Below are 23247 nucleotides of genomic sequence, written 5' to 3'. Positions count from 1 at the left end.
TATGGTGACAGATCCTTATGCTTGGCTAGAGCAGTCTTTAACAACAATTCGTAAGGCCGATTGGTATCGCTCAGTACAAACAATCAATGGAACTCCCGGTGCTACTGTGTTACTAGGGGGGCGAGAAGTAATTAATTTTGCCAGCAATGACTATTTAGGATTAGCCGGGGATCGGCGCTTAATTGAAGCCGGGGTTGTAGCTACTCAAGAATTTGGCACAGGAAGCACAGGTTCTCGACTACTTAGTGGACATCGAGAATTACATAGACAATTAGAAAGTGCGATCGCATCTTTAAAACAAACAGAAGATGCTATAGTATTTAGTTCCGGCTATTTAGCCAATTTAGGTGCGATCGCAGCTTTGGTAGGTAAGCGCGATTTAATTCTCTCAGACCAGTACAATCATTCCAGCCTGAAAAATGGCGCAATCCTCAGTGGTGCGGTAGTAATTGAATATCCCCACTGTGATATCACAGCTTTAAAAAATCAGTTAATTGAAAATAGACAAAATTACCGACGCTGTTTAATCCTCACCGATAGCGTTTTTAGTATGGATGGTGATTTATGTCCTTTGCCAGAACTATTAGATTTAGCTGATGAATTTAGCTGTATGCTGCTAGTGGATGAAGCCCACGCCACTGGCGTACTAGGTAAAACTGGCGCAGGGTGTGTAGAACACTTTGGTTGTACAGGTAAGCAATTAATCCAAATTGGCACATTGAGTAAAGCTTTAGGTAGTTTAGGCGGATATGTCGCCGGCAGTGCCACCTTAATTGACTTTCTACGCAATCGCGCCCCCACTTGGATTTACACCACAGCCCTTTCACCCGCAGACACAGCCGCCGCCTTAACCGCCATTGAGATAGTACAGCAAGAACCACAACGCCGCACCCAATTATGGGCGAATGTCGATTATTTAAAAAAGTTAATGCAACAACAGGTAGCTGAATTAAAATTACTACCTTCAGCATCACCTATATTATGTTTTCAATTGCCCAGCGCCACAGCCGCATTAGCAGTAGGTAAGTCTTTACAAGAGGCGGGGATTTTTGCCCCAGCCATTCGTCCCCCCACCGTCCCCACCAGCCGCATTCGCATATCTGCAATGGCAACCCATCAAGCAACGCATATTGATAAGCTGGTAGCAGCATTGGGAGAATTTGTAATTCGTAACGAGGGGTAATGAGATCCCCGACTTCTTGGAGAAGTCGGGGATCTGCACCGTTGGCTTCAAATCTCCTGTAAAAATCAACAAACACAAAACCAGATAAATCTCGTTCGTCACAAATGAGCGCTCCTTCTCAACGAAGGAGCGCTCATTGATAGACAACCCGATCACGTTGGTCATGAAGGAACCAATGTTCTCTATGGATGAGCGCTCATTGATAGACAACCCGATCACGTTGGTCATGAAGGAACCGATGTTCTCTATGGATGAGCGCTCATTGATAGACAACCCGATCACGTTGGTTATGAAGGAACCGATGTTCTCTATGGATGAGCGCTCGTTGGTAACCAAAGCTGCTTTTTAAAGTGCGATCGCTCCCCCATATTGTGATAAACGTAGGGTGTGTTACGGCAGCGAAAATCTTTGCAACCCCACGTATATCTAGGTTCTGCCGTAACGCACCTGCTAAAATATCTCAAAAAAAGCGTTATACCATCAATATAAAGTGCGATCGCTCCCCCAAATTATGATAAACGTAGGGTGTGTTACGGCAGCGAGAATCTTTGCAACCCCACGTAAATATAGATTTTGCCGTAACGCACCTTCGCCACAGCGTTGAGTAAATGATTCTCCCTACATCTCTGCGTTAGACAAATCATCCTGTAAATATGCAACGCTACCACAGGTATCGATTTAGAATCTCAGCCTTATATCAATATACTTAAAATCAGCTATTCCACGCATAATAGAATAACGCTACAATACCACGTAAAAAACAGCCCTAAACCGTACCAAATCCACCTATGCAATTTTGAACACCCAATCAATCACTGCAAAACGGACGCTTTATTGTGCAAAAAGTCCTTGGTGGCGGTGGTTTTGGTATTACTTACAGCGCCATTGAACAAACCACAGGTAAATTATTTGTCATCAAAACCCTGAATCACATCCAACAAGCAAAAGCAGACTTTGACTCACAACAGGTAAAATTTGTCAACGAAGCCCTACGTTTAGCCCAATGTAGTCATCCCCATATTGTGAAAGTCAACGAAGTCATCAAAGAAGGTGAACTTTGGGGAATGGTAATGGAGTATATTGATGGGCAAGATTTAGCTAAATATATTGATGAACGCGGACAATTATCAGAAGCAGAAGCGCTAAAGTACATTAACCAAATTGGACAAGCTTTAGAATATGTCCACGCCAAAGGATTTTTACATCGAGATATTAAGCCCAACAATATTTTATTGCGACGCGATACACAAGAAGCTGTATTAATTGACTTTGGGTTAACCCGTGAGTTTCAAGGCGGTAAAACTGGTAGTATGACTAATGCCAGAACTGAAGGTTATGCACCCATTGAACAGTATGAAAGACGGGGAAATTTTGGTGCTTACACAGATGTTTATGCTTTAGCTGGAACTTTATATAGTTTGCTCACTGCGGAAGTTCCTTTACCAGCTAATTTTCGCAAAACTGGTATACCTTTACACCCGCCACAGCAATTTAATTTAGCGATTAGCGATAGAGTTAATGAAGCGATTCTCAAGGGGATGGCGTTGAATGTGGAAGAACGGCCTCAGACAGTGGGGGAATGGTTAGAATTAATCAATCCCAAATTGGAAGTTGACAGTCTCAAATCTGCTGTGGGGATGGACTACACGAGACTGCGTGACTTACTGACAGCAGGGGAGTGGCAAAAAGCGGATGAAGAAACAGGGCGAGTTATGTTAGCTGTAGCGGCGAGAGAAAAGGAAGGCTGGCTTGATATTGAACATATTGATAACTTTCCTTGCAAAGACCTGCGTACTATAGACCAGTTATGGGTAAAATACAGCAACGGTCGCTTTGGTTTCTCTGTGCAAAAGCGCATTTATCAAAGTCTGGCTGGAACCAGAGAATATAACGAAGAAATATGGCGAGCCTTCGCTGACTCAGTTGGCTGGAGAAAGGACGGAAAGTGGATGTACTACAACGACCTTACTTTTGACCTCACAGCACCAGTAGCCCACCTCCCTGGGGAGGGGTGGGGGTTTGGGGTGGCGTTGGTTGGGTTTTTTTGGGTCTCTTCTCTTGCGTCGAGACTTGTAAAGTGTAATATATAAAGCTTACAGATAATTTTAAATATTTATAAACCCTTCATTTTCCACAAAGTCTTGCGGGTTGTAGGTTTCCGATACCTGGCACTGGTCATTCTCCCTATTTTCGGTTTAATTTTGTAGCAGTAGGGGCACAGCATCCACAATCTTCTGGTATATATAATAATCTACTGGTGCCCTGCCCCTACGACATATTGCTCCACGCAGAAGCACAAATCAAAGACTTGCTCAAAAGCGATCGCAAATCCTAAAATTGCATTGTCTTATATAAGACGAAAAAATATTATATGAAATGTGACTTTTGTGACAACGAAAGAGTAAATATTCGTAAAGTATCCAGGACTTATGGCCAAGGTAAGGATTTACTAGTAATTGAAAATATTCCTGTTATCAATTGTCCTGAATGTGGTGAGATTTACCTCACTGCAGAAACCCTACATGAAATTGAAAGAATTAAAAGTAATAGAAAAACTTTGGCGGTTACACGTTTTGTAGAAGTGGCTAATTTCGGTGAAGAAAATCCACCTTTAGCGGTATAAAATGTAGGGTGTGTTATGCCGTAGGCTAACGCACCGTCAATTGCTGCTGGGAGCGAAAAATTTAAGGTGCGTTGCGCTTCGCGACAACACACCCTACATCAAATATACTGATCTCAAAAATATATACCACAATATAAATGCCTGCTAAAGTTACTCTCACTATTACTCAAGGCAAACTTCCCGGTAAACAATATACTTTTGATACCCGCACTATTTGTATTATTGGCAGAAGCAATGAATGCAATATCTTGTTACCAGATGATGCAGAACATCGGACTATTTCGCGCTTTCATTGTCTGTTAGATATTAACCCGCCAGCAATTAGGATTCGAGATTTTGGCAGTAAAAACGGTACTTACGTCAATAATGAAAAAATCGGTCAGCGTCAACCGGATCAAACGCCAGAAGAAGCAGCGAAATTAACATTTCCAGAGTATGATTTGCGCTCAGGAGATGACATTAAACTCGGTAATACTATTTTTACGCTTAATATTGATAATCCTGAAGAAATTATTATTCCTAACTTTGTTGCCCAAACAGTTAAAACTGATCAAGTTTGCAGCCAAACACCAAATTTTTTAGAACTGATTAAACGCTGGCTAGGTTTAGCGGTAGATGGTAATGAGAATTTGCGAGTTATCCAAGGTTACAATCTCATCAAAATATTAGGAAAAGGTGGTTTTGGTGAGGTTTATTTAGCACAGCATCATGATTCTGGTAAGTTTATTGCTTTGAAAGTCATGTTACCTGCGATCGCAGCCAATGAAAATGCTGTTCAAAGGTTTTTACGGGAAACAGAAAATACCAAAGCTTTGCAACATCCCAATGTAGTGCAAGTTATCGATTATGGCTTTTTTGAAGGCATCTTCTTTTTTACAATGGAATATTGCTCTGGTGGTACTGTTTGGGATTTAATGCAACAACAAGGTGGGAAATTAACTGTTGATATTGCTATTCCAATTATTCTGCAAGTTCTCAACGGTTTGGAATATAGCCACAATGCAGAAATCCCTTATGTGAAATTAAAAGATGGCGGCTTTGGTAAAGGTAGGGGATTAGTTCACCGCGATTTAAAACCAAGTAATATTTTCCTCACCTACAATGATGGTAAACTCACCGCCAAAATCGGAGATTACGGTTTAGCAAAAGCTTTTGATTTAGCTGGTTTAAGTGGTCAAACTATGACAGGAACTAAAGCCGGAACTCCTGTATTTCTCCCCAGACAGCAATTGTTAAATTTTAAATATGTGCAACCAGATGTAGATATTTGGGCAACTGCGGCTTGTCTTTATAATATGTTGACAGGAGCTTATCCACGTAATTTTAGCGGTAATGACCCATTCTTAGCAGTGTTGCAAAATGATCCTGTCCCCATTCGTCAACGTGACGCAAGTATCCCGCCCAAGTTAGCAGAGGTGATTGATTTAGCGTTAGTAGAAAAGCCGGAGATTTATTTTAAAAGTGCAGCAGATTTTAAGCAAGCACTGTTAGCTGCATATTAATATTTAACTAGTCAGAACTTTTGCCCAATCAACATTAATTATGGGACAAAATACTACGATAGATGCCAACTTCTTTTTAGTTTGTGGACTAGGAAACTTGGGGCAATATTGCGTATCTGTCCTCAAAGAGTTTGGCGCAAAAGTAAATGCTATTGAAATCGCCACTAATCAACGCTGGGAAATTCCCGACTTACCGGATTTAGTAGATGATTTAATCGTTGGTGATTGTCGCCAACCGAAGATATTAGAGCAAGCAGGAATTAGAAATTGTCGAGCCATTCTAATTGTAACTAGTAATGAGCGCGTGAATATAGCTGCCGCCTTTGCCGCGCGATCGCTTAATCCCCAAATTCGCTTAGTTATTCGTTCCGCGCAAGAAAATCTCAATGAGTTACTCAGCCACAATCTGGGTAATTTTGTCGCCTTTGAAGCTACGCAATTACCAGCTAAAAGCTTTGCCCTTGCAGCCTTAAGCAGCGAAACCAGAAGCTTTTTCACCTTAGAAAATCATTTGCTGAGAGTATTTAGAACCCAGATAGATGCTTCCCATCCTTGGGCTAAACATTCCTTATTATCAGAAATTAATACAGCCCATCGCCGGATTTTAGCTCATGCTAAAGCTGGAAACCCCCTACCTAAAGCATTTCACAAATGGGAACCAAATACTCAAGTATTGCCAGGCGATACTATTGCTTATATTGAAGTCAACGATCCCCTCACAAATCGCTCAATACAACCTGCAAGCAGTCGCCAGCAATTTCTACCTACCATGATGACTGCGATGAAGTGGCAAAATATCCGCCATGCGCTGCTGCAGTTTTGGGAGGAAAGTAGCCAAATCCGCCGTGTAGTATTAGTTGGCGGGATGTTTATGGTAAGTCTGTTTTTATGTGGAACTTTACTCTATAAATTGCAATATCCCCAACTCAGTTTTCAAGATGCGTTAAATGTCTCTTTAGTTTTGAGTATTGGCGGCTATGACAATTTATTTGGACAGCTACAATTACCCTTTAAAATTCCTTGGTGGTTGCATTTATTTAGCATCAGTCAAACTGTAGCGGGTACGGTGTTTGTCGGTATTCTCTACGCTGTAATGACAGAACGAGTATTAGCCGCTAAATTTCAATTTTCCCAGCGTCGTCTGGCAATTCCTAAAGCAGACCATGTAGTATTAATTGGTTTAGGGAGAGTTGGTCAACGTGTAGCGCAGCTATTACAAGAACTCAAGCAACCATTAGTAGGTGTGACTGCTAATGAAATTGACCCTGGTACATTATCCACCTTGCCGTTAATTCAGGGCAATATCAAAAATGCCCTCAGTAAAGTTAATCTGAATACAGCTAAAAGCGTGCTTGTCGTTACTGATGATGAGGTAGCAAACTTAGAAATTGCATTAATGACCCATGCTAGCAATCCTACAGCTAATTTAGTCATCCGCACTTTAGACCCCCGTTTTAGCGAAAATGTCGCGAAATTACTACCTTATGCTCGAGTTTTAGGTGTTTATGCCTTGGCTGCGGAAGCATTTGTGGCGGCGGCGTTTGGGGAAAATGTCCTGAATCTGTTTCGCCTCAACAACCAAACGACATTAGTCACAGACTACCAAATCGAAACTAATGATACCCTCAATGGCAAATTGCTAGGGGAAATTGCTTATGGTTATGGCATAGTACCGATTCTCCATGTCAAAGCTACCCAGCAAATCCCGAAGTTTATGCCCTCCGATGATATCAGGTTAGCAGTAGGCGATCGCCTAATTGTTTTAGCAACTATTGCAGGATTACAGCGAGTGGAACGAGGAAGTTTAGCACCTCCCCAATTGCTAGTCCGCGTCGAATCAGCTTTTTCCCCAGAAGCCGCCTTTGAAGGTGCAGCAGTCATGGCGCGAGTTTCTGGTTGCGATATGCAGACAGCCAGAACCCTGATGAAGCAACTACCAGCAACGTTACAGTTTCCCCTCTACAAACACCAAGCACATCGTTTAGTCAGCGAATTGGGTAAATCTCAGGTACTAGCGCATATAGTTTAATTGTAAAAAGGGCATGGGGCATGGGGCATTGGGCATGGGAAAGATAGATTTTGATAAGTAGTTAAACAAAATTAATTACACAATGTCATTGCGAATGGAGCGGAGCGTAATGAAGCAATCGCAAGGGTTGAGATTGCTTTGCTGCGCTCGCAATGACTGTAATTAATTTTGCGTGGTTACTGATTTAGTTTTGGGTTTTTCTGATGAGGGGCAATTTTGAATTCCCCCCAGGGGTTGACTCCAATCCCTTATTAATATCACACTCATATATTGCAACAGATTACATTTACCCCCATGATTGGAGCGCAATACCTTGGGAATAGAACTACGCAGTTTCGTATTTCTCGACAACCTGCAACCTCAACATGCAGCATACATGGGAACAGTAGCTCAAGGTTTCTTACCATTACCTGGGGATACATCGCTATGGGTGGAAATTTCTCCGGGGATTGAAATTAATAAAATTACCGATATCGCCTTGAAGTCTGCTTCTGTGCGTCCGGGAGTCCAGGTAGTTGAAAGACTTTATGGCCTTTTAGAAGTTCATTCTAGCTCTCAAGGAGAAACGCGATCGGCAGGTCAAGCAATTTTGGCAGCTTTAGGTGTTAGAAGAGAGGAATGTATAAAGCCTCGGGTTGTTTCTAGCCAAATTATCCGCAATATTGATGCATATCAAACCCAACTAATTAATCGTACCCGCCGGGGACAACTCTTATTAGCTGGTCAAACTCTCTATGTGTTAGAAGTTGAGCCGGCTGCTTATGCGGCGCTGGCGGCGAATGAAGCCGAAAAAGCTGCATCGATTAATATCTTAGAAGTACAAGCTGTTGGTAGCTTTGGCAGGTTATATTTAGGCGGACAAGAAAGAGATATTCTTGCCGGTGCAGCTGGTGCATTAGCTGCAATTGAAAGTGTTACAGGTCGGACAAATCCCCAGGGTCGTCAGGAGTAAAGGAGCAACAATGGCGAATCGAGAGCATTTGGCTTTACTGAAAGCTGGTGCAGTTATTTGGCTGGAATGGCGAAATCAAAATGAGCAAGTTGAGCCAGACCTCAGTAGTGCAGACCTCTCTGGCGATAACCTCAGGGGTGCAAACCTTGCAGGGGTAAATTTGGCTAGAGCCGATTTGAGTCATGCTTTACTGGTGCGGGCAAATTTTAGCGGTGCTGAGTTGAGTAGCGCTAACTTAGAAAATGCCAAGTTAGTGGAAGCTAACCTGAGTGCAGCTAACTGCAGCGTTGCTCACTTTAGCGGTGCTAACCTGACACAAGCAGAACTCAGCGCTGCAAATTTAATTGGTTGCGATTTCAGCCAGACGAATCTGCGCGGTGCTGCGATCGCAAATGCTAATCTGATTGGGGCTGATTTAACTAATGCTAATTTAAAAGATGCTGATTTAGGTGCAGCCAAGCTCATCCGTGCTAACTTGTGTTTTGCTAACCTCATTGAAGCTAACTTAATTGCAGCTGACCTCAGCGAAGCCAACCTCCACGAAGCCGAATTAATTGGCGCTTACCTTTACAAAGCTAATCTTAGCAAAGCTAATCTTAGCAAGGCTCACCTGGGTAGCGCATATATGTTTCAGGCTAATTTGAGCGAAGCTGACTTACAAGGAGCAAATTTAGCAGCTGCTAACCTCAAAGGTGCTAACCTCGCCGGAGCTAATCTTAGAGGCGCTAATTTAAGAGGTGCTAAACTCAAAGGCGCTAACCTCAACGGTGCCAATATTCAAGAAGCAATTCTTTAAATTATGAATTTTCCATCAAGAATTAGAAATTAAAGACTATCCATCAGAAAAATATTCACTAGCAATTGTATATAGAGAATGTAGATTCAGATAAGCTGGTACGCGCCTAGATCAAATATTCTCGCGTTAGGACTGTCAAGGGTCAAGAGTCAAGAGTCCAAGCTAGCCTTTGACCCTAGACTCTTGACCTTTGACACTCTGAGCGCGAAATATACAATTTAAATGCGTAACAGCTTATCCATCTCAATAGTTCGGTTCTAGGGAAAAAGGAAAGGCGAAAAGGCGAGGGGGGAAACAAACACCTTGAGTCCTTTTCCTTTCACCTTCACCACCAACTAAACTGATATCTGTCTGAGCAATAATCTTTTGATGTTCCCGGCTCAAATTATTACTATATATGTCACTATCCAAAACTATTGTTGGGTTTAATAGCTTTTGTTTACTATTGATTATTGCTTTAAGTATTTATAATAAAGTATTTGATGTCTCAGTCGGAGGATTATTCTTACCACCTCCAGCCCCACAATATCCCGGTGCAGGATTATTAACACATAGTTTTCAAATTTTATGTTGTATCCCACCCGTAGTTTGTGCGTTTAGTTTTAGCTTACTCACTCCCAGTTCGCCCATTTTTTTGGAAGTTAGAAGAAAGACTACTCAGGAGTAAAAGATTGACCATCAAGTTGAGTGTAAATACTGATGGAAAAGCCCAGTAAAGCAAGAATACGCTTCTGCAAAGGTGAAAGAGCGGTCAAGTGAGCATAAATTTCGTTTTTCACCTCAATCAACAGCAGTGTAATCTCTTTAAATGCAGCCAGAATTATTTCTGCGCTAGGTCTTGTAGTTTCGCGCTTCGGATTGCCAACATAAAGACCCGCAAGTTTTTCTTTCTCTTTTTCTAGATTGTGGCGAACCTGGAATTCTAAAAGGTTTAAAACTCGCAAACCAATAGACAGTAGTCTTATTAAACCAGTAATATGGTCTTCACGTTGTAAATATATCGGAGTCAATGAAAGAGGAAAGTTTTTCAGCCTCGCAAATCCTCGTTCCATTAAGTACTCATCTCTATAGGCACGAACTGCTTGTTTTAAACCAAATTCATTTGGATTTTTATTTGTAACGTAAACCCGCCAGCCTAACATTTGAATTTGGTGTTGAACTGCGGAATCGTCAATCTTAAAACTCATGTCAAACCATAGTTCTTCTACTATTCTAGCTTTGCGGTCTCGGTATCTTTTTTGAACTTTTTTAACTCTTTTTGTTTGAATGTCAACTTGAAATAATCCACTTGTTTGATATCTGTTGAAAATAGCTTCACATGTTTCTAACCATTCAAAGTGTGAAGTGAGCTTTTTCTTGCCACGTCGAGGCACTTTAAGTTTTTCTAGAGCATCTACTGTTTTCTGTATTCGTTCACGTAGATGTTTTTCTGCTGTTTTTTGAATCGCAAATGAGCGCACAATTAATTGTCTTTCCGACCAAGAGATTTCTTGCCCATCAATCTCTATTTCATGGATAATCTCTATTTCAAAGCCATCCGCTATATTTTTGGTTTTGGCATCTGCATATTCGTAATCTATAATTGTTAGTTCTTGTTGACCATCCCAAACTGGTTGGAGATATTTGCTTAGTTCTTCGTTAGATACTTGCTTGGCTGTTAAAGGACATAAGTAAAAATCTCCGCCCAATACTATATGAGTTCTTGTCTTTATTGATGACATTTTACAGTCACCAATATATAACAATTCTGACTTTTTTATTGTTGAACGTACTTTATCTATTGCTGGAATATATAATGGGTCATCTGCTTTTTCTCCTGACAATATTTCCGTCGCTATTGGCATTCCTAATGGGTCTAATGTCGATAGCATTATTTTCACTTGCGCCAAATCCGGACGATTGTCTTTGCTATGACCCCATTGAAATAAGCCTTCTGGGTTAACTCCACAATGACTTGAAGCCGTTGTACTATCTAAACGTACCTGTTCTGGGATAATATCGTACACCCGTAGCAAACTACTTCCTAGTTCCGACTCAAATGAAAACCAGTTTGCATCTATAGATAGGTAACGTAATACTGCTTGCAAACGGTCATCTGCCAAATCGAGCGAGCGTAAAGATTCTTCCGTAAAGCTTTTTAACGTTTCTAACCGCTTACTCACCCAACCTTGAACGTGGTTCAAACGGTGATCTGCTTGCGATAATATGTGTGTTAACCATATTACCACCACACTACCTAGATTTAATCCTTGCCAGTTTCCGTGACATGGAAAATGTTTATCGATTAGTTGTTCTACTCCCATCTGCTCCAGTTGTGTTAGCAGTAGGGGTATATCATCAACTCGTTCGTTTGTAATTCTGGGTTCAAATTCCATAAACCCGAACTTATACCTACTTAGTTCTTTTTGGAATATATCTAGAGGTATACTTTTTTGGCTAACTCAGAAAAAAATGAGCGAACCGGGAGTTACTCAATCAAATTAAGCCTAATAATAAAAATAACAAATTTATTCTTTATTCTGCTATTCTAACTGCTGGGTTCCTAATTAACGAAATCTATCGCATTCATATAATTATTGGATCATTTGGTATTCCTAAGCTAGTAACTATATGTATATATGCGATTTTTGCCATCTTCTACGGACTAGCTTTTAGAAAAGAAATAAAATCAACGCCATACATGATACTTGCGGCTGGGATAGTTTTATTATTTATTGCTATTACAGTTGATTCACTACATTTAAGCGGTAATGGCACTCCTAGCTTATTAGAAGGTACTCCTAAATTATTAAGTGGACTGAATGTTACACTTTATTTTTGGTTTGTTTGTTATCGTGAAGTACTACGCTCTTTCCAGGTTACTAAAAATTGAGTTCACATTGTTATGTTTCTCCATGAACCGAAGCATATTAACAATAGCAGGAGAAATCTAGGAATCTAATTTTATTTATGAAAAAATCTCAGGAACGCGCCAAAGATTTTCGCGCTGATGTCGTACTCTCGCTGCTAACGCATCCTACTAAATTTTTATAACAATAGGGCACACTTTTAACGAATTAAACGTCAATATACAGACCGATATTATGAGCTATAATGCTCAATTTTGTTGGTGGCTGGTAGTAGCGTGTCTAGACTAAAATAGTGCATTGTTCAAACTCTTGTGGGATGGGCATCTTGCCCGTCCTGGGCGGACAAGATGTCCACATGTCCACCCCACAAGAAAATTATATTGCCACATTTTAGTCTTGTCAGTCCAGTAGGGTGCGTTACGCTATCGCTAACGCACCTCTGGTAACTATAGAAATTAATAGAATTGCCTTGATTAATGTTTGGGATTGATATTTACCTGTATTGAGGAGGAAATATTGTGATGCCTAACAGAAATTTGCTACCTAATTTATTAGTAATTACTGAAAAAATCTACCCATACATAGCTACTTCAGCTATTACTAAGCTTACTCCTAAACCAAAAAATACTCATAAGCTTTCAGTAGTGAAATTTTGCCTATTATTAGCAGCAGCATCAACCATAATAAGTATTCCGGCTGTGGTAATTTCTCCCGAAACAGCATTCAGTAGAGAAACCTTCCAAATCGCTGCTTGGCAAGATGTATTTAATCTTAATACCTTATTCCACCGTCAACGCCGACGTTCAGCCGCACGTGGAACTAACAATTTTTGTCCCATCTCCCCTGGAATACCAAATGAAACTACCCAAATTTGGAGCGATCGCCCTTTATTTATTTGGCAAGGTCAAATCCAAAATATCATAGTCCGCACCTCTGGTAGCGATACAGATGATTTGTGGAATCAACCGATTGTGGAGAATCAGCAGAGTACAACTTACGCTGGTGCAAAACTACAACCAGGTCAAACCTATGAGTGGATAGTATATCGTGGTGACAATCCCTTTCCTTCTGTATCATTTCAAGTGATGGAGACGCAACAACGCGATCGCATCACCACAGAAGTACAAACTCTAGAACAACAGCTTCAAACCAAAGGCGCAACAAAAGAAGCGATCGCCTTAGCAAAAGCCCAGTATTTTGCTAATCTTCAATTATGGTCAGATGCTTTGCAGCAAGCCTACTCCGTAGCCGAACCATCTCCAGAATTGCAACAGATTCGCCTAGACATCGCTCAGAACTTATGTAAAACCAATAAAAATAATTCGTAATTCGGAATTATCATAGCCATGCAAAACCCCCTGGTAACAAGGGGGTATTTCAGTTGTGTCTACAACTTGTGACACCTGATTTTGCATTCATTGGCTATTGAGTTCTCACGCAACAACAATCAGACAAGAACCTTGACAGCCTAACTCATACCTGCATGGCTGCTACCATAAATTGCGCGAGCATCTTGGTCTACCTTACCTTGGATGGGGTTCCAGTAGTGAGACATTTCTTCAGGAAGACCGAGTTCTTGTGCGCTACGCATTAGCATAGATTGTTGGCGCTTCTTGACTTCTTGGTATTGACGCGCCATGATTGCACGAGATTTTTCTTGAATAGACATAACTAAGTCCTCCCTAGGTTTTTTGTATAGATAATAGATGGAATGTTCTTTCTTTATTTAATATAACAAATAATTCTGTAACCAAAGTTACAAAATGGTTATCTTTAATAAAAGTTAACAATGATTTGGCTGTTTATGAGAACCACAGCCAACAGCCAACATTCCCCACCTGCTTGAAACACCCTGGAGATAGAGGTTGGTCTTGAGATTGGTAGAGTCTCCCAACCCACACCAAATACTTGTCGGTTAAGGGTAAAAGGGTAAGGGCAAAAGGGGCCTTTCACCTTTTCCCCTTACCAAATTCCAACTTGAAAATCCTTAACCGAGCACCTTGATTGATGATTTATTCGTTACACTTATTTATGTTTGAACAGTTGTACTATCAGAAATTTGAGAAATGTCATGGGGCATTGGTGATTCATCACTAGTAGTACGCCAAGGCAACTTGGCGGGGGAAAGGTTTTTGTCCCTTACCCTTTTCCCTTTAACCTTTACCCAACCTCCACCTAACATTTTTGGATTGGCAGACTACCAGGGAATAGGCGATAGCCAAGCAGATTTTTGACATCTAAAGTTTAATTTTTGAATTCGGAGCGAAGCGACGTGACCGTTATTTACCCACGGAAATTTCAGAACGCAATCAGTGCGCGGGATGTGCTTAAAAGAGTAGTAAGCGATCGCGAATTGCATTTAATTATCCTCAACCGCTACCGTTATAGTGAGCAGCGCAGTTGTAAGGACTTAACAGAGCTAATTGAACTTCTCAACGGACAGCCAAAGCAATTCATTAAGGATTTGTCGCACCACATATCTGATGAAGCGCGTCATGCAATGTGGCTAACCGATTTGTTAGTCGATTTGGGAGCAGATATTGGCAAACCACCAGGTTCTTCCTACATTGACGAATTTGAACGGTTACTCGACTCAGAAAATCAAGACCCAGTGGGCAATCTAGAAGATTTTGTCATTTCTACCCTAGCCACAATTAATATTACCGAGAAGCGGGGCTGTGAGTATTTCTCGGCTCATATTTATGCTTTAAAACAAGCACCACAAACTGAAGAAAACATTAAAATTCGCGAAACTATCGAGAAAATCTTGCCAGAAGAAGCCGGACACGTGCGTTGGGGTAATCGCTGGTTAGCCCAAATAGCCGCTAAAAGTCCAGAACATCGGCAAAAAGTCGAGCTAGCCAAGCGCAAGTATGCCGCAATTGAGCAAGCTGCCTTTGAATCCGGCATGGATATTACTCTCGGTGCAGAACTGCGCCGAGTTGCTACCTTAGTGGAACTAGCCAATCAGATGCCAGTGTGGCAACGTCCCCAATACCTCATGGAACGCTTACCGCAGACTTTGCTAGCACCTGAGTTACAAATGGTGAGAATCCAAGCAGCCCAAAAAGCTTGGCAACGCAATCCTCAAGAATTTATGGAGAAATTTGTACCCATGTTCCTCAATGGGATTCAGAAGAGGAGGGGTTAGGGATTGGGGATTGGGGATTGGGGAGATGAGGGAGATGAGGGAGATGAGGAAGATGAGGGAGATGAGGGAGATGAGGAAGATGAGGGAGAAATCTCCATTACCCATTACCCATTACCCATTACCCATTACCCATTACCCATTACCCATTACCCATTACCCATTACCCATTACCCATTACCCATTACCCATTACCCATTACCCATTACCAACTACCAATGCCCAATGCCCCATGCCCCATGCCCCATGCCCTAATCCTGTAAATGAGCAAATTTATAGCCACCCCAAAGAGTAAGTGCGATCGCAATTACTGATAATATCGGCAGGCTGTACCAGGGAAATTGGGATAAGGGTAAATGGGTGATTGCCCGTAGTCCAATGCTGGTATAGGTTAGGGGTAATAGGTAAACTAAAACTTTGAGGGCAACTGGTAAAGTACCAGGGTCAAAGAAGGTGGCTCCTAAGAACGACATAGGGATAATTATAAAGTTGTTGTAGAAGCCTACCGATTCGAGCGATCGCACAGTTAATCCCACAATTACCCCTAACCCTGCAAACACGGTACAGTTGAGTACCAGTAACAACAGAAAAAGTGGATGCAAAAAGTTCCAGTTACCTGTTAACAGCAGCGCCACTAAAATTACAGAGCCAGAAGTCATCAATCCCCGTACAACTCCTGCTAGCATTTTGCCGATGTGCAATGCTATGGGCTGTATGGGGACTAACAAAAATTCTTCAAAGGTTTTAGTGAATAACCTCTCACCACAAATTGAAAATGTGGTGCCACCAAAGCTAATAGTCATTGATGATAACGCTACCATCCCCGGCAGAATAAATTCTAGGTAGTTATTATAGTTACCACCAATTCCTGAGCCTGGACGGATTGAACTCCCTAAGCCTAAGCCAAAGGCTAAAATATATATTAGTGGAGATATCAAGCCTGATGCTGCAATTTGTACTATTCTTATCCGTAAATCAAGCCAATCTCCCCAAAAAATTGTCAGGCTATCAGCCAAGAGAATTTGTAATTGCGAGATTTTAAAGCCTTTGCCCCTGATTAGCTGTCTAGAAGATGTCACTTTTTATAGTTATATATTCAACTTGTTTTAACTATTACTTTATATTTCTTCATGTATAGTTAGCAAGCTCATCAACTTCTCTCCCTGCTCCCTATGTATAGCCATATTTTGGAGAATTTGTATTACTAGGGTCGATTCATATAGCCTGGAATTTTCTCGCTGAATGCTATGTTACTTGATAGCTTAGTATCGACTATTTGTGTATGAATACTCCACAAAGCCAATCTACAGCATATTCCGCAGATACATTCATCAATAACATCTACGATGTTGTCATAGTTGGTGCTGGGCCTGTTGGTTTAGCAACTGCCATTGGTTTACGTAAATGTGGCATTGAAAATATTCTTGTTATAGACCAAGCTCGAGCTTTTCGTCAGGTTGGCCAGGTTGTGGATCTTTTACCTAATGGTTTAAAAGCTTTGAAATATTTAGATCCTAACGCTTACGCAGCAGTCAAAACAGCGAGCTTGACTTTCGTTAATTCTCCGCAGTCCGATAAAGAGCAAACTACTGAAGCTTCTGAAAAAAATCCGCCCAAGCCTTCTCAACAATGGGTTTCTAAAAACCTACAAGGAAAACTAGTTAGGTCAATTTCTTTGAGTTTTGATGTTTGGTTGAAAAATTATGGTGAGGGTCGAGTTTCCATTTCTTGGTATGATTTGCAGACTACTCTCAAAAAACTGCTTCCCGAAGACCAAGTTAAACCTAATCATCGTTGCATCAATGTTGTGGATGAGCCAGAATTGGGATGTGTCCGCCTCGATTGTCTTTCTGATGCCAGCGTCGAAGCTAACCCCTATGCATATTGGGCAGATGGACAAAAAAATAACGATTTATTCGCCCAAAATCTAGACAGCATCTATCAAAACTCAGTTACAAAATCATTCCGAGCTAAAATAGTTGTTGCCGCAGACGGTATCAATTCTACAGTTCGTAGACTACTTTATGCAGATAGCGCTTACCAAAGTTTTGCCAAACCAGAATATTCTGGGTTTGCTGCCATCTATTGTAGAGAAATACCCGACATACCAAAAGCACTGCGATCGCATCTTGAAGAGAAATTTTTTGCAGGCTCACCAATTTTAACAGTAGCTAATTACGACTTAGCTAGTCAGCAGGCTTTTAGTGAGTGTCCGAGAATGATGTTAATTAACAGGCAAAGCATTCTCTATTTATTACATCTGCCTGTACCGTTAAACTCATTGCAGGATAAGTCTGGTAATGAGTTGATTAACTTAGCTTTGCAAGAGTTAGAAAAAGCAGGTTATCCTGATGAACTTAAACAATTAGTGCAGCTATCTCCTCCAGAAAATATGTTGCAACGTCCGTATTACATTCATCGTGCCACTGCTTCTGAGAAAAGTTTTCCCGCTTGGAGTGCCGGAAGAATTATTTTAGTTGGTGATGCAGCACATGGTATGCCTCCTTTTATGGCTCAAGGAGCTAATCAAGGACTTGAAGATGCTATGGCAGTTACAACATTAATTAATCATATTGCCAAAGAAAATGATTGGGATAACAAGCCAGCGATAGCCACAGCCTTCGAGAAATATGAGCGTCTTCGTCGCCCGTTTATGGAATATATTCAAGCAGCCACATTAACGCTATTCCCTTACTCATCAGAGCAACAGTGGCAAGAATATAACCAAAAAGTATATACCCGCAACTTTGACCAAATAATTACAAAATTACAGCCTATTTCATATAAATGAACTGCAAGAGTCAGGGCACAGCTATGTTCTCTAAAATTATCTGTACCTCACGAAGTTAGAATCTGCTGGCATTTCTGCAATTCTCTTAAGAAGCCTCACCTCTAAGCATGAGCGGAATTGTTCAACTATACTGTGTTGTGTGCGTTTAGTCCTTGTGTCAGGAAAGCTACATCTAGTCCCATTTGGCATTTGTCGAAGAGAACAGAGAACAAAAAATTTACAGTTTGTTTCCTGATTTCCCTTGTTCTCTCTGCTTTTCCACACCCTTGACACCCTATATTTTTAACTGATGCTGTAAAAAGTCAAGAAACTAGGAGGCAATTCCACGCAATAATCGTCATACTTAAATAGGGAGAACATTGTAAAAAACTCCCTGCTATCTGAGGCGTGAAGGTAAACCAGCGACAATGAGACGTACACCCACTAGACCAGGTAATAGTTCTAAATCTTCTCCATTTCAATCTTCCCTTTTTAACTTCACCACCATAGCAATCTTGGGGGGAGTGTTTGTCTTGGGGATTGGGATTGGCATTGCTTTTAGCTCAACAACTACTTTGTCCCCATCTAACGTGGCTTCTCGTGAATTTATTGATACTAAAGCACCAAACCCTGAGATTTGTGTGCAATATGGAGCCAGCGCTATGGTGATGGACGCGAGACTTTTCGTCACTCTTAACCCATTTAATGTTTATGTGGCTCAACCGAGTATGCGCCCTGGATGCGTTCTGCGGCAAAATAACTGGGCACTTTTAGAGCAGAGGAAGTTGGTAACATCTGATCAAGTAAGAGAATGTAAAAATCGCCTAAATACTTTTGGTTTTACAGGTAACTTAGATACTGACAAGCCTGATATTAGATGCATATACCAAAATGAAGCCGCGCAAAACTTCTTTATGTCTCAACCTGGAGCAGTTGCGCCATCTCAAGAAACGGATAGATTCTAAAATTCCACTGAAGAAGCAGGGGGAAAGAAAGCTGTTTTAATTTGGTGGAATTGGATAATTGTTACCAATTTGAAAAAGAATACAACAGATATCAATACTTGTCGGTTAAGGGGAAAAGGGGAAGGGGAAAAGGGGCAAGAAAAAACCTTTAAACCTTACCCTTTAACCTTTTCCCCAAACCAAATTAAGAGTTTAAAATCCTTAACCGAGCAGTATTGCAACAGATATATAGGGGCACAACAATGTTGTGTCCTTATGTATTTCTATTATTATAAATTTGATATTTTTTGGAGTTTATTAATATATAAAAATACAGCAGATTACAAGTTTGTGAGGTACAGATAATTATAATAATAATTCAAACAATGTTTGCGACAAATAAATTCTTTGTAGGGGCACGGCACCAGTAAGATAATTTGATACACCACAAGATTGTGGATGCCGTGCCCCTGGCTGCCCATCTGTCGCGTTCTTTTTTCAAAATGGTAAATTATAAGGGCACGGCATTGCCCTTGCCCCTACAGTGGATTTTACAAATAGTGATTTTTGACCTTTATTTATTTCTGGTACCATCAGCCATTCTTTTTATCAAGAAAAATCATTTTATCGCCTTGTATCGGCGGTTAATTTCCTGTAATTCAAACATCATCTACTAGGAATAGGTTGACCAAATTCAACCACCTGAGCCTCCCCAATATTTGGTGGAGAATTGGGAATTATAGGAGCAGGAAAATTAGGACTGATAACAGGTGCAGGGCTGTTAAAATTCACTTGTTGATTTGGCACAATTGGCGCTGGAAGATTAACTGGTATTTGTGGTGAGTTGTTAGATGTGAGAGGCGGTACAGTCACAAAGGGTTGCGACTGGTTATTACTTATTGGAGGTAAGTTATTGACAGGTGGGGGTAAAGTAAAAAATGGTGATTGTTGGTTATTACTTACTGGTAATTGATTAATGGGTGTTGGTGGATAGTTAGATGGGATTTGAGGTAGATTTAGAGGTTGAGTATTTACAGGTAAATTATTAGGTAACTGCGGATAGTATCCTGGTTTGACAGAGTTTTGAGAACCAGTAACAGCAGGACGTAAAACCCAGCGATTCGGGTTTTTCTTAGAAGTAGGCTGCAATTTTAATTGATTGGGATCTAAAGAATTTCCTGGTGCTAAATCTAAAACAATGCGAGTCACACCTGCATTTAATTGAGAAATGCGAACTCTCTGAATCTTACCGGAATAATTTTGTTGAGTGGGAACATACCCTAATTTGGTATTGGGTAAATCTACAACAATGCGTGCAGGTTGAGCTAGATAAAAGTATTTAGGAGTTCTAGCTGCTGATAGCGTAAATTCCAGTTGCATAGCTTCTGGAGAAAAGTGCCAATTATCCAGCCTAGCTAGTGAGCCTGTCACATTTGTGGTAGCAGGTTGCACAGGTAAATTAGGATAATAGGGCGGTCTTATTTGTTTTGCTGCTGGTTGAGCAATACTACTACCAGTTTCTAGAATTATTACTGTGGACATACCCAACAAGCTGATATTAAAAATCTGCTTGTAGAATTGAAAAAATTGTCTATTCCTCACACCTTTGACCATGATTGTTAGCTCTTGATTGAAAAACTCTCTACTAGATTTAGAGTTTTGAGATTAGGATGATTATTTTGATTCATCTCAACAGAGAATTTCGACAGATAAATCTCAATTAATTTAATTTTTCATCATCCTCCTTTTAATGCTTTTTAACTGACTGTGATTTTCCCTGTGTTTTTTGTGGTATCGCCGTAAATTTGAAACTTTGCGAACTACCACTAACGGTTAATTGCCCAGCAAAATTACCTTTATCCAGTAATTGCATTTGCATTTTAGCTGAGTGAAAAGGTGCATTTTGAGTGGAAGCAATATTACACAGGATTGAACCATCAACTTTGCCAGATAAGGTCAATTCTTGGTTGTTTAAATCACCTGAGAGAGAATGATTTTTTTCACTGCTGGTAGTATTTTCAGAGTTAGCATCTGCTGCTAATAAAGAAGCATTTACATAAATACCTGATTGTTGAATTTTGAGAATTGGGGCTTCTGTTGGATTACAGTTCGGTAGCTTTTCATCAAAAGTAAGACGATAGGAACCATTGATTACGGGAGGAGCTTTGAGATTACTTTCCCCGTAAGCGCTCACAGCTTTAAATAAAATGAGAACTCCAGCTATTGTTGCTCCATAAAAGCCTAAAGATTTTAATTTGAAATTATTCATTTCTTTAGCTCCTAGCTACGGATTCTGGACTACTCACTTCAGGAAGTACTGAGGCTAAATGTGAGGTGACTTGACTGTAACGGCGGGTAATCAGCAGTGAAGAACGACATTGAATAGCGAGTTCATCTGTGTATCTTCCTAGGGTTTGGCGTTCGATACCCCAAGCGCGGCTAGTACCAGCAATTGTCAAATCAACCAGTTCGGAAGCTTCAACTACAGCTTGGATTGGATCTGGAGCTTCAATTATCTGAATTTCGATGCGATCGCGTACAGTGTTTGGTAATTGCTCCATCATGATTTGTAATTCGTGACTCATTTCGTCCTTAACCTGATTTTCTGAGCGTACCTGTAAAATCCGCAACATACAGGTATCTTTGTTAATCAGCAGTCTTAAGGCTAGTATCAAGGCTAAATCATCATGAATATTCGCAGAATAAGGAACTAGCAAGCTTTCTAGTCTTTCTCCTCCCCGGTCGATAAATACTGCTACATCTACGGGTGCAGTAGTCAGAATTTGACCAACTCTCCCACCTAAGCGATTGTTACTAAAAGCTGGGCGGTGCCAACCGACTAAAATCAAGTTAGGTTGCTCAATTTGGGCAATCTGGGCAGTTTCTCTAGCAACGTTGCTGGAGGTGCGGATAATAGGATGTACATAAGCACGAGCGGTTGAAGGTTCGAGAGTATTAATTAACTCTTCTAGCTGTTGGCGGCGTTGAGCAATTAAGCGATTAGCTTCAACTGGTGTACTTTCAAAAGCATAGTCTTCTTCAAACTCAATCAGACTCAGGGGATGAACCACAGCAGATTGACGATAGTTGAGTGCGATCGCAACTGCTAACTGTAATAAGCCTTTTTGGGTGCTAGGATTAGCAACTGGCACTAAAATTCGGTATTCTTCGCCAACTTTGGCTGGTGTATCAGTTTCTTCCTCTAATTCTGGTTCGACTACATCTAACCTGATCAGCTTTTTGGGATAAGTCCATTCCAGCAGTGGTGAAGTCATAAATGTGGTTACCAATGCCATAATCACCAGCATGGTAAATAGTAAGGGTGAAACCACACCTAACTCGAGTCCAATATTGAGGACAATTAACTCAGTCAAACCGCGAGTATTCATCAACCAACCAAGGGCTGAGGCTTCCCGTTTATTAATTCCACTGACACGAGCTGCAACATAAGTACCAATATACTTACCTGCGATCGCAACTGCTAAAACTAATGCACACAGTAACCACAATTCTGGACGGTTGAGCAAGCCAATTTGCGTCCGCAAGCCGCTATAGGCAAAGAATATTGGGAGCAGAAATACTAAGACAAAATCTTCGGTTTTCTCTGCCAGTTCCCTGACTAAATCTGCATTTTTGGGCATGGCTGCACCTAGTAAAAATGCGCCAAAAATCAGGTGAATGCCAATTAATTCGGTAATTAGGGCAGAAGCCACCACTCCCATGTAAATTAACGCTACTACCATTTGGCTTAAGCGTCCCGTGCGTTGGTGGTAGGTAGCCAGCCGTTGCAGGAACCAACGCCCCACAGTTAGCATAAAGCCGATGTAGAGAATACTTTCGACAATTGTCGGCCAGGCACTGATAATACTACCTTCTCGAGCAACTGCGATCGCCACTGCTAACACGCACCAAGCCGTCACATCATCCACCGCCGCACAAGTTAACGCCAAGGTTCCCAAGCGCGTTCCTTGCAAGTTGTTCTCTGTAATAATTCTCGCCAGTACCGGAAATGCGGTAATTGACATCGCCGCGCCCAAAAATAGGGCAAAGGCGGTAAAAGAAACACTAGCATTTGAAACCAGAGGATAAAGCAACACTGCGAGCAGCGTTCCTAAAGAAAACGGCACCAAAATGCTGACATGAGAAGTCAAAACTGCTGTTTCTAATTGTCCACTGAGATATTTGGGATTCAGTTCTAAGCCAATCAGAAACATAAAAAATATCAGTCCCACCTGAGACAGCACATTTAAAAAAGGAACTGCTTCAGGCGGAAATACGGTAGCTGCTGCTGATGGAGCTATCAAACCAAATAGAGAAGGGCCGAGCATAATCCCAGCGACAATCTCTCCAATTACCAGCGGTTGCTTAATTGACTTAAATCCCAGTCCTACTAGCCGAGACAGTCCAATAACAATCAGCACCTCAAACAGAACGAGTATTACTGTGTGCAT

Annotated in this window: 19 protein-coding genes; 13 read left to right on the top strand and 6 right to left on the bottom strand. The window is 41.1% G+C overall.

The window, feature by feature from the left end:
- Position 1 precedes the first annotated feature (1 nt).
- The 8 genes from bioF to HGR01_RS20400 all read left to right on the top strand — a co-directional run bounded on the left by bioF (position 2) and on the right by HGR01_RS20400 (position 9085).
- Complete coding sequence (gene bioF / locus HGR01_RS20435; RefSeq protein WP_045870659.1) at positions 2–1183, top strand: 8-amino-7-oxononanoate synthase; 1182 nt, start codon at positions 2–4, stop codon at positions 1181–1183.
- A gap of 136 nt (positions 1184–1319) precedes the next feature.
- Positions 1320–1532: a hypothetical protein gene (locus HGR01_RS20430; protein ID WP_155539254.1), complete on the top strand. Its 213-nt coding sequence runs from the start codon at positions 1320–1322 to the stop codon at positions 1530–1532.
- A 487-nt stretch (positions 1533–2019) separates the two neighbouring features.
- Positions 2020–3273: a serine/threonine-protein kinase gene (locus tag HGR01_RS20425; protein ID WP_317891620.1), complete on the top strand. Its 1254-nt coding sequence runs from the start codon at positions 2020–2022 to the stop codon at positions 3271–3273.
- A gap of 281 nt (positions 3274–3554) precedes the next feature.
- Complete coding sequence (locus HGR01_RS20420; RefSeq protein WP_045870661.1) at positions 3555–3806, top strand: type II toxin-antitoxin system MqsA family antitoxin; 252 nt, start codon at positions 3555–3557, stop codon at positions 3804–3806.
- Between the two features lie 137 nt (positions 3807–3943).
- Entirely contained in the window at positions 3944–5308 is a 1365-nt protein-coding gene (locus tag HGR01_RS20415; protein ID WP_045870662.1) for a protein kinase domain-containing protein, read from the top strand.
- 40 nt (positions 5309–5348) lie between these two features.
- The gene (locus HGR01_RS20410) at positions 5349–7337 is read left to right on the top strand and encodes a potassium channel family protein (protein ID WP_045870663.1); all 1989 of its coding nucleotides are present in this window, start codon (positions 5349–5351) and stop codon (positions 7335–7337) included.
- Positions 7338–7650: 313 nt separating this feature from the next.
- Entirely contained in the window at positions 7651–8289 is a 639-nt protein-coding gene (locus tag HGR01_RS20405; protein ID WP_045870954.1) for a hypothetical protein, read from the top strand.
- A gap of 10 nt (positions 8290–8299) precedes the next feature.
- Entirely contained in the window at positions 8300–9085 is a 786-nt protein-coding gene (locus HGR01_RS20400) for a pentapeptide repeat-containing protein (RefSeq protein ID WP_045870664.1), read from the top strand.
- 653 nt (positions 9086–9738) lie between these two features.
- Here the strand turns inward: HGR01_RS20400 and HGR01_RS20395 are convergent.
- Positions 9739–11460, bottom strand: a complete 1722-nt coding sequence (locus HGR01_RS20395; protein WP_045871079.1) for an IS1634 family transposase — start codon at positions 11458–11460, stop codon at positions 9739–9741.
- 995 nt (positions 11461–12455) lie between these two features.
- On the opposite strand from HGR01_RS20395, the gene HGR01_RS20390 reads away from it, so the two are divergent.
- Entirely contained in the window at positions 12456–13262 is an 807-nt protein-coding gene (locus HGR01_RS20390; RefSeq protein ID WP_052335204.1) for a DUF928 domain-containing protein, read from the top strand.
- A gap of 140 nt (positions 13263–13402) precedes the next feature.
- On the opposite strand, the gene HGR01_RS20385 is transcribed toward HGR01_RS20390, so the two are convergent.
- A complete protein-coding gene (locus HGR01_RS20385) occupies positions 13403–13603 on the bottom strand; it encodes a hypothetical protein (protein WP_045870666.1) in 201 nt (66 codons plus the stop codon).
- Between the two features lie 603 nt (positions 13604–14206).
- Between HGR01_RS20385 and HGR01_RS20380 the strand changes: the two genes are divergently transcribed.
- Positions 14207–15085 carry a ferritin-like domain-containing protein gene (locus HGR01_RS20380; protein ID WP_045870667.1) on the top strand — a complete coding sequence of 293 codons (879 nt, stop codon included), beginning with the start codon at positions 14207–14209 and terminating at the stop codon, positions 15083–15085.
- A 3-nt stretch (positions 15086–15088) separates the two neighbouring features.
- Positions 15089–15337 carry a hypothetical protein gene (locus HGR01_RS20375; protein WP_155539256.1) on the top strand — a complete coding sequence of 83 codons (249 nt, stop codon included), beginning with the start codon at positions 15089–15091 and terminating at the stop codon, positions 15335–15337.
- Here HGR01_RS20375 and HGR01_RS20370 read toward each other — a convergent pair.
- A complete protein-coding gene (locus HGR01_RS20370) occupies positions 15334–16161 on the bottom strand; it encodes an ABC transporter permease (protein ID WP_045870668.1) in 828 nt (275 codons plus the stop codon). The genes HGR01_RS20375 and HGR01_RS20370 overlap by 4 nt on opposite strands.
- A gap of 203 nt (positions 16162–16364) precedes the next feature.
- Between HGR01_RS20370 and HGR01_RS20365 the strand changes: the two genes are divergently transcribed.
- Both HGR01_RS20365 and HGR01_RS20360 read left to right on the top strand, forming a co-directional pair.
- The gene (locus HGR01_RS20365; protein ID WP_045870669.1) at positions 16365–17873 is read left to right on the top strand and encodes an FAD-dependent oxidoreductase; all 1509 of its coding nucleotides are present in this window, start codon (positions 16365–16367) and stop codon (positions 17871–17873) included.
- Between the two features lie 407 nt (positions 17874–18280).
- Positions 18281–18817 (top strand): DUF3172 domain-containing protein, encoded by a 537-nt coding sequence (locus tag HGR01_RS20360; protein WP_045870670.1) that lies wholly within the window; start codon positions 18281–18283, stop codon positions 18815–18817.
- Positions 18818–19462: 645 nt separating this feature from the next.
- Here HGR01_RS20360 and HGR01_RS20355 read toward each other — a convergent pair.
- From HGR01_RS20355 to HGR01_RS20345, 3 genes are all read right to left on the bottom strand, one after another.
- Positions 19463–20338 carry an AMIN domain-containing protein gene (locus HGR01_RS20355; RefSeq protein ID WP_228045477.1) on the bottom strand — a complete coding sequence of 292 codons (876 nt, stop codon included), beginning with the start codon at positions 20336–20338 and terminating at the stop codon, positions 19463–19465.
- 205 nt (positions 20339–20543) lie between these two features.
- Positions 20544–21065 (bottom strand): hypothetical protein, encoded by a 522-nt coding sequence (locus HGR01_RS20350; protein WP_045870672.1) that lies wholly within the window; start codon positions 21063–21065, stop codon positions 20544–20546.
- Between the two features lie 4 nt (positions 21066–21069).
- Positions 21070–23247 carry a cation:proton antiporter gene (locus tag HGR01_RS20345; protein WP_045870673.1) on the bottom strand — a complete coding sequence of 726 codons (2178 nt, stop codon included), beginning with the start codon at positions 23245–23247 and terminating at the stop codon, positions 21070–21072.

Source organism: Tolypothrix sp. PCC 7712 (assembly GCF_025860405.1).
Lineage (GTDB): Bacteria > Cyanobacteriota > Cyanobacteriia > Cyanobacteriales > Nostocaceae > Aulosira > Aulosira diplosiphon.
The sequence above is the reverse complement of the archived record's forward strand: the minus strand, read 5'-3'. Positions and strand labels throughout refer to the sequence as shown.

Excerpts from the sequence above, each read along its gene's own strand:
- bioF (WP_045870659.1), top strand. The coding sequence starts at position 2 with ATGGTGACAGATCCTTATGCTTGGCTAGAGCAGTCTTTAACAACAATT.
- HGR01_RS20420 (WP_045870661.1), top strand. The coding sequence starts at position 3,555 with ATGAAATGTGACTTTTGTGACAACGAAAGAGTAAATATTCGTAAAGTA.
- HGR01_RS20415 (WP_045870662.1), top strand. The coding sequence starts at position 3,944 with ATGCCTGCTAAAGTTACTCTCACTATTACTCAAGGCAAACTTCCCGGT.
- HGR01_RS20410 (WP_045870663.1), top strand. The coding sequence starts at position 5,349 with ATGGGACAAAATACTACGATAGATGCCAACTTCTTTTTAGTTTGTGGA.
- HGR01_RS20400 (WP_045870664.1), top strand. The coding sequence starts at position 8,300 with ATGGCGAATCGAGAGCATTTGGCTTTACTGAAAGCTGGTGCAGTTATT.
- HGR01_RS20395 (WP_045871079.1), bottom strand. The coding sequence starts at position 11,460 with ATGGAATTTGAACCCAGAATTACAAACGAACGAGTTGATGATATACCC.
- HGR01_RS20390 (WP_052335204.1), top strand. The coding sequence starts at position 12,456 with ATGCCTAACAGAAATTTGCTACCTAATTTATTAGTAATTACTGAAAAA.
- HGR01_RS20385 (WP_045870666.1), bottom strand. The coding sequence starts at position 13,603 with ATGTCTATTCAAGAAAAATCTCGTGCAATCATGGCGCGTCAATACCAA.
- HGR01_RS20365 (WP_045870669.1), top strand. The coding sequence starts at position 16,365 with ATGAATACTCCACAAAGCCAATCTACAGCATATTCCGCAGATACATTC.
- HGR01_RS20360 (WP_045870670.1), top strand. The coding sequence starts at position 18,281 with ATGAGACGTACACCCACTAGACCAGGTAATAGTTCTAAATCTTCTCCA.
- HGR01_RS20355 (WP_228045477.1), bottom strand. The coding sequence starts at position 20,338 with ATGTCCACAGTAATAATTCTAGAAACTGGTAGTAGTATTGCTCAACCA.
- HGR01_RS20350 (WP_045870672.1), bottom strand. The coding sequence starts at position 21,065 with ATGAATAATTTCAAATTAAAATCTTTAGGCTTTTATGGAGCAACAATA.
- HGR01_RS20345 (WP_045870673.1), bottom strand. The coding sequence starts at position 23,247 with ATGCACACAGTAATACTCGTTCTGTTTGAGGTGCTGATTGTTATTGGA.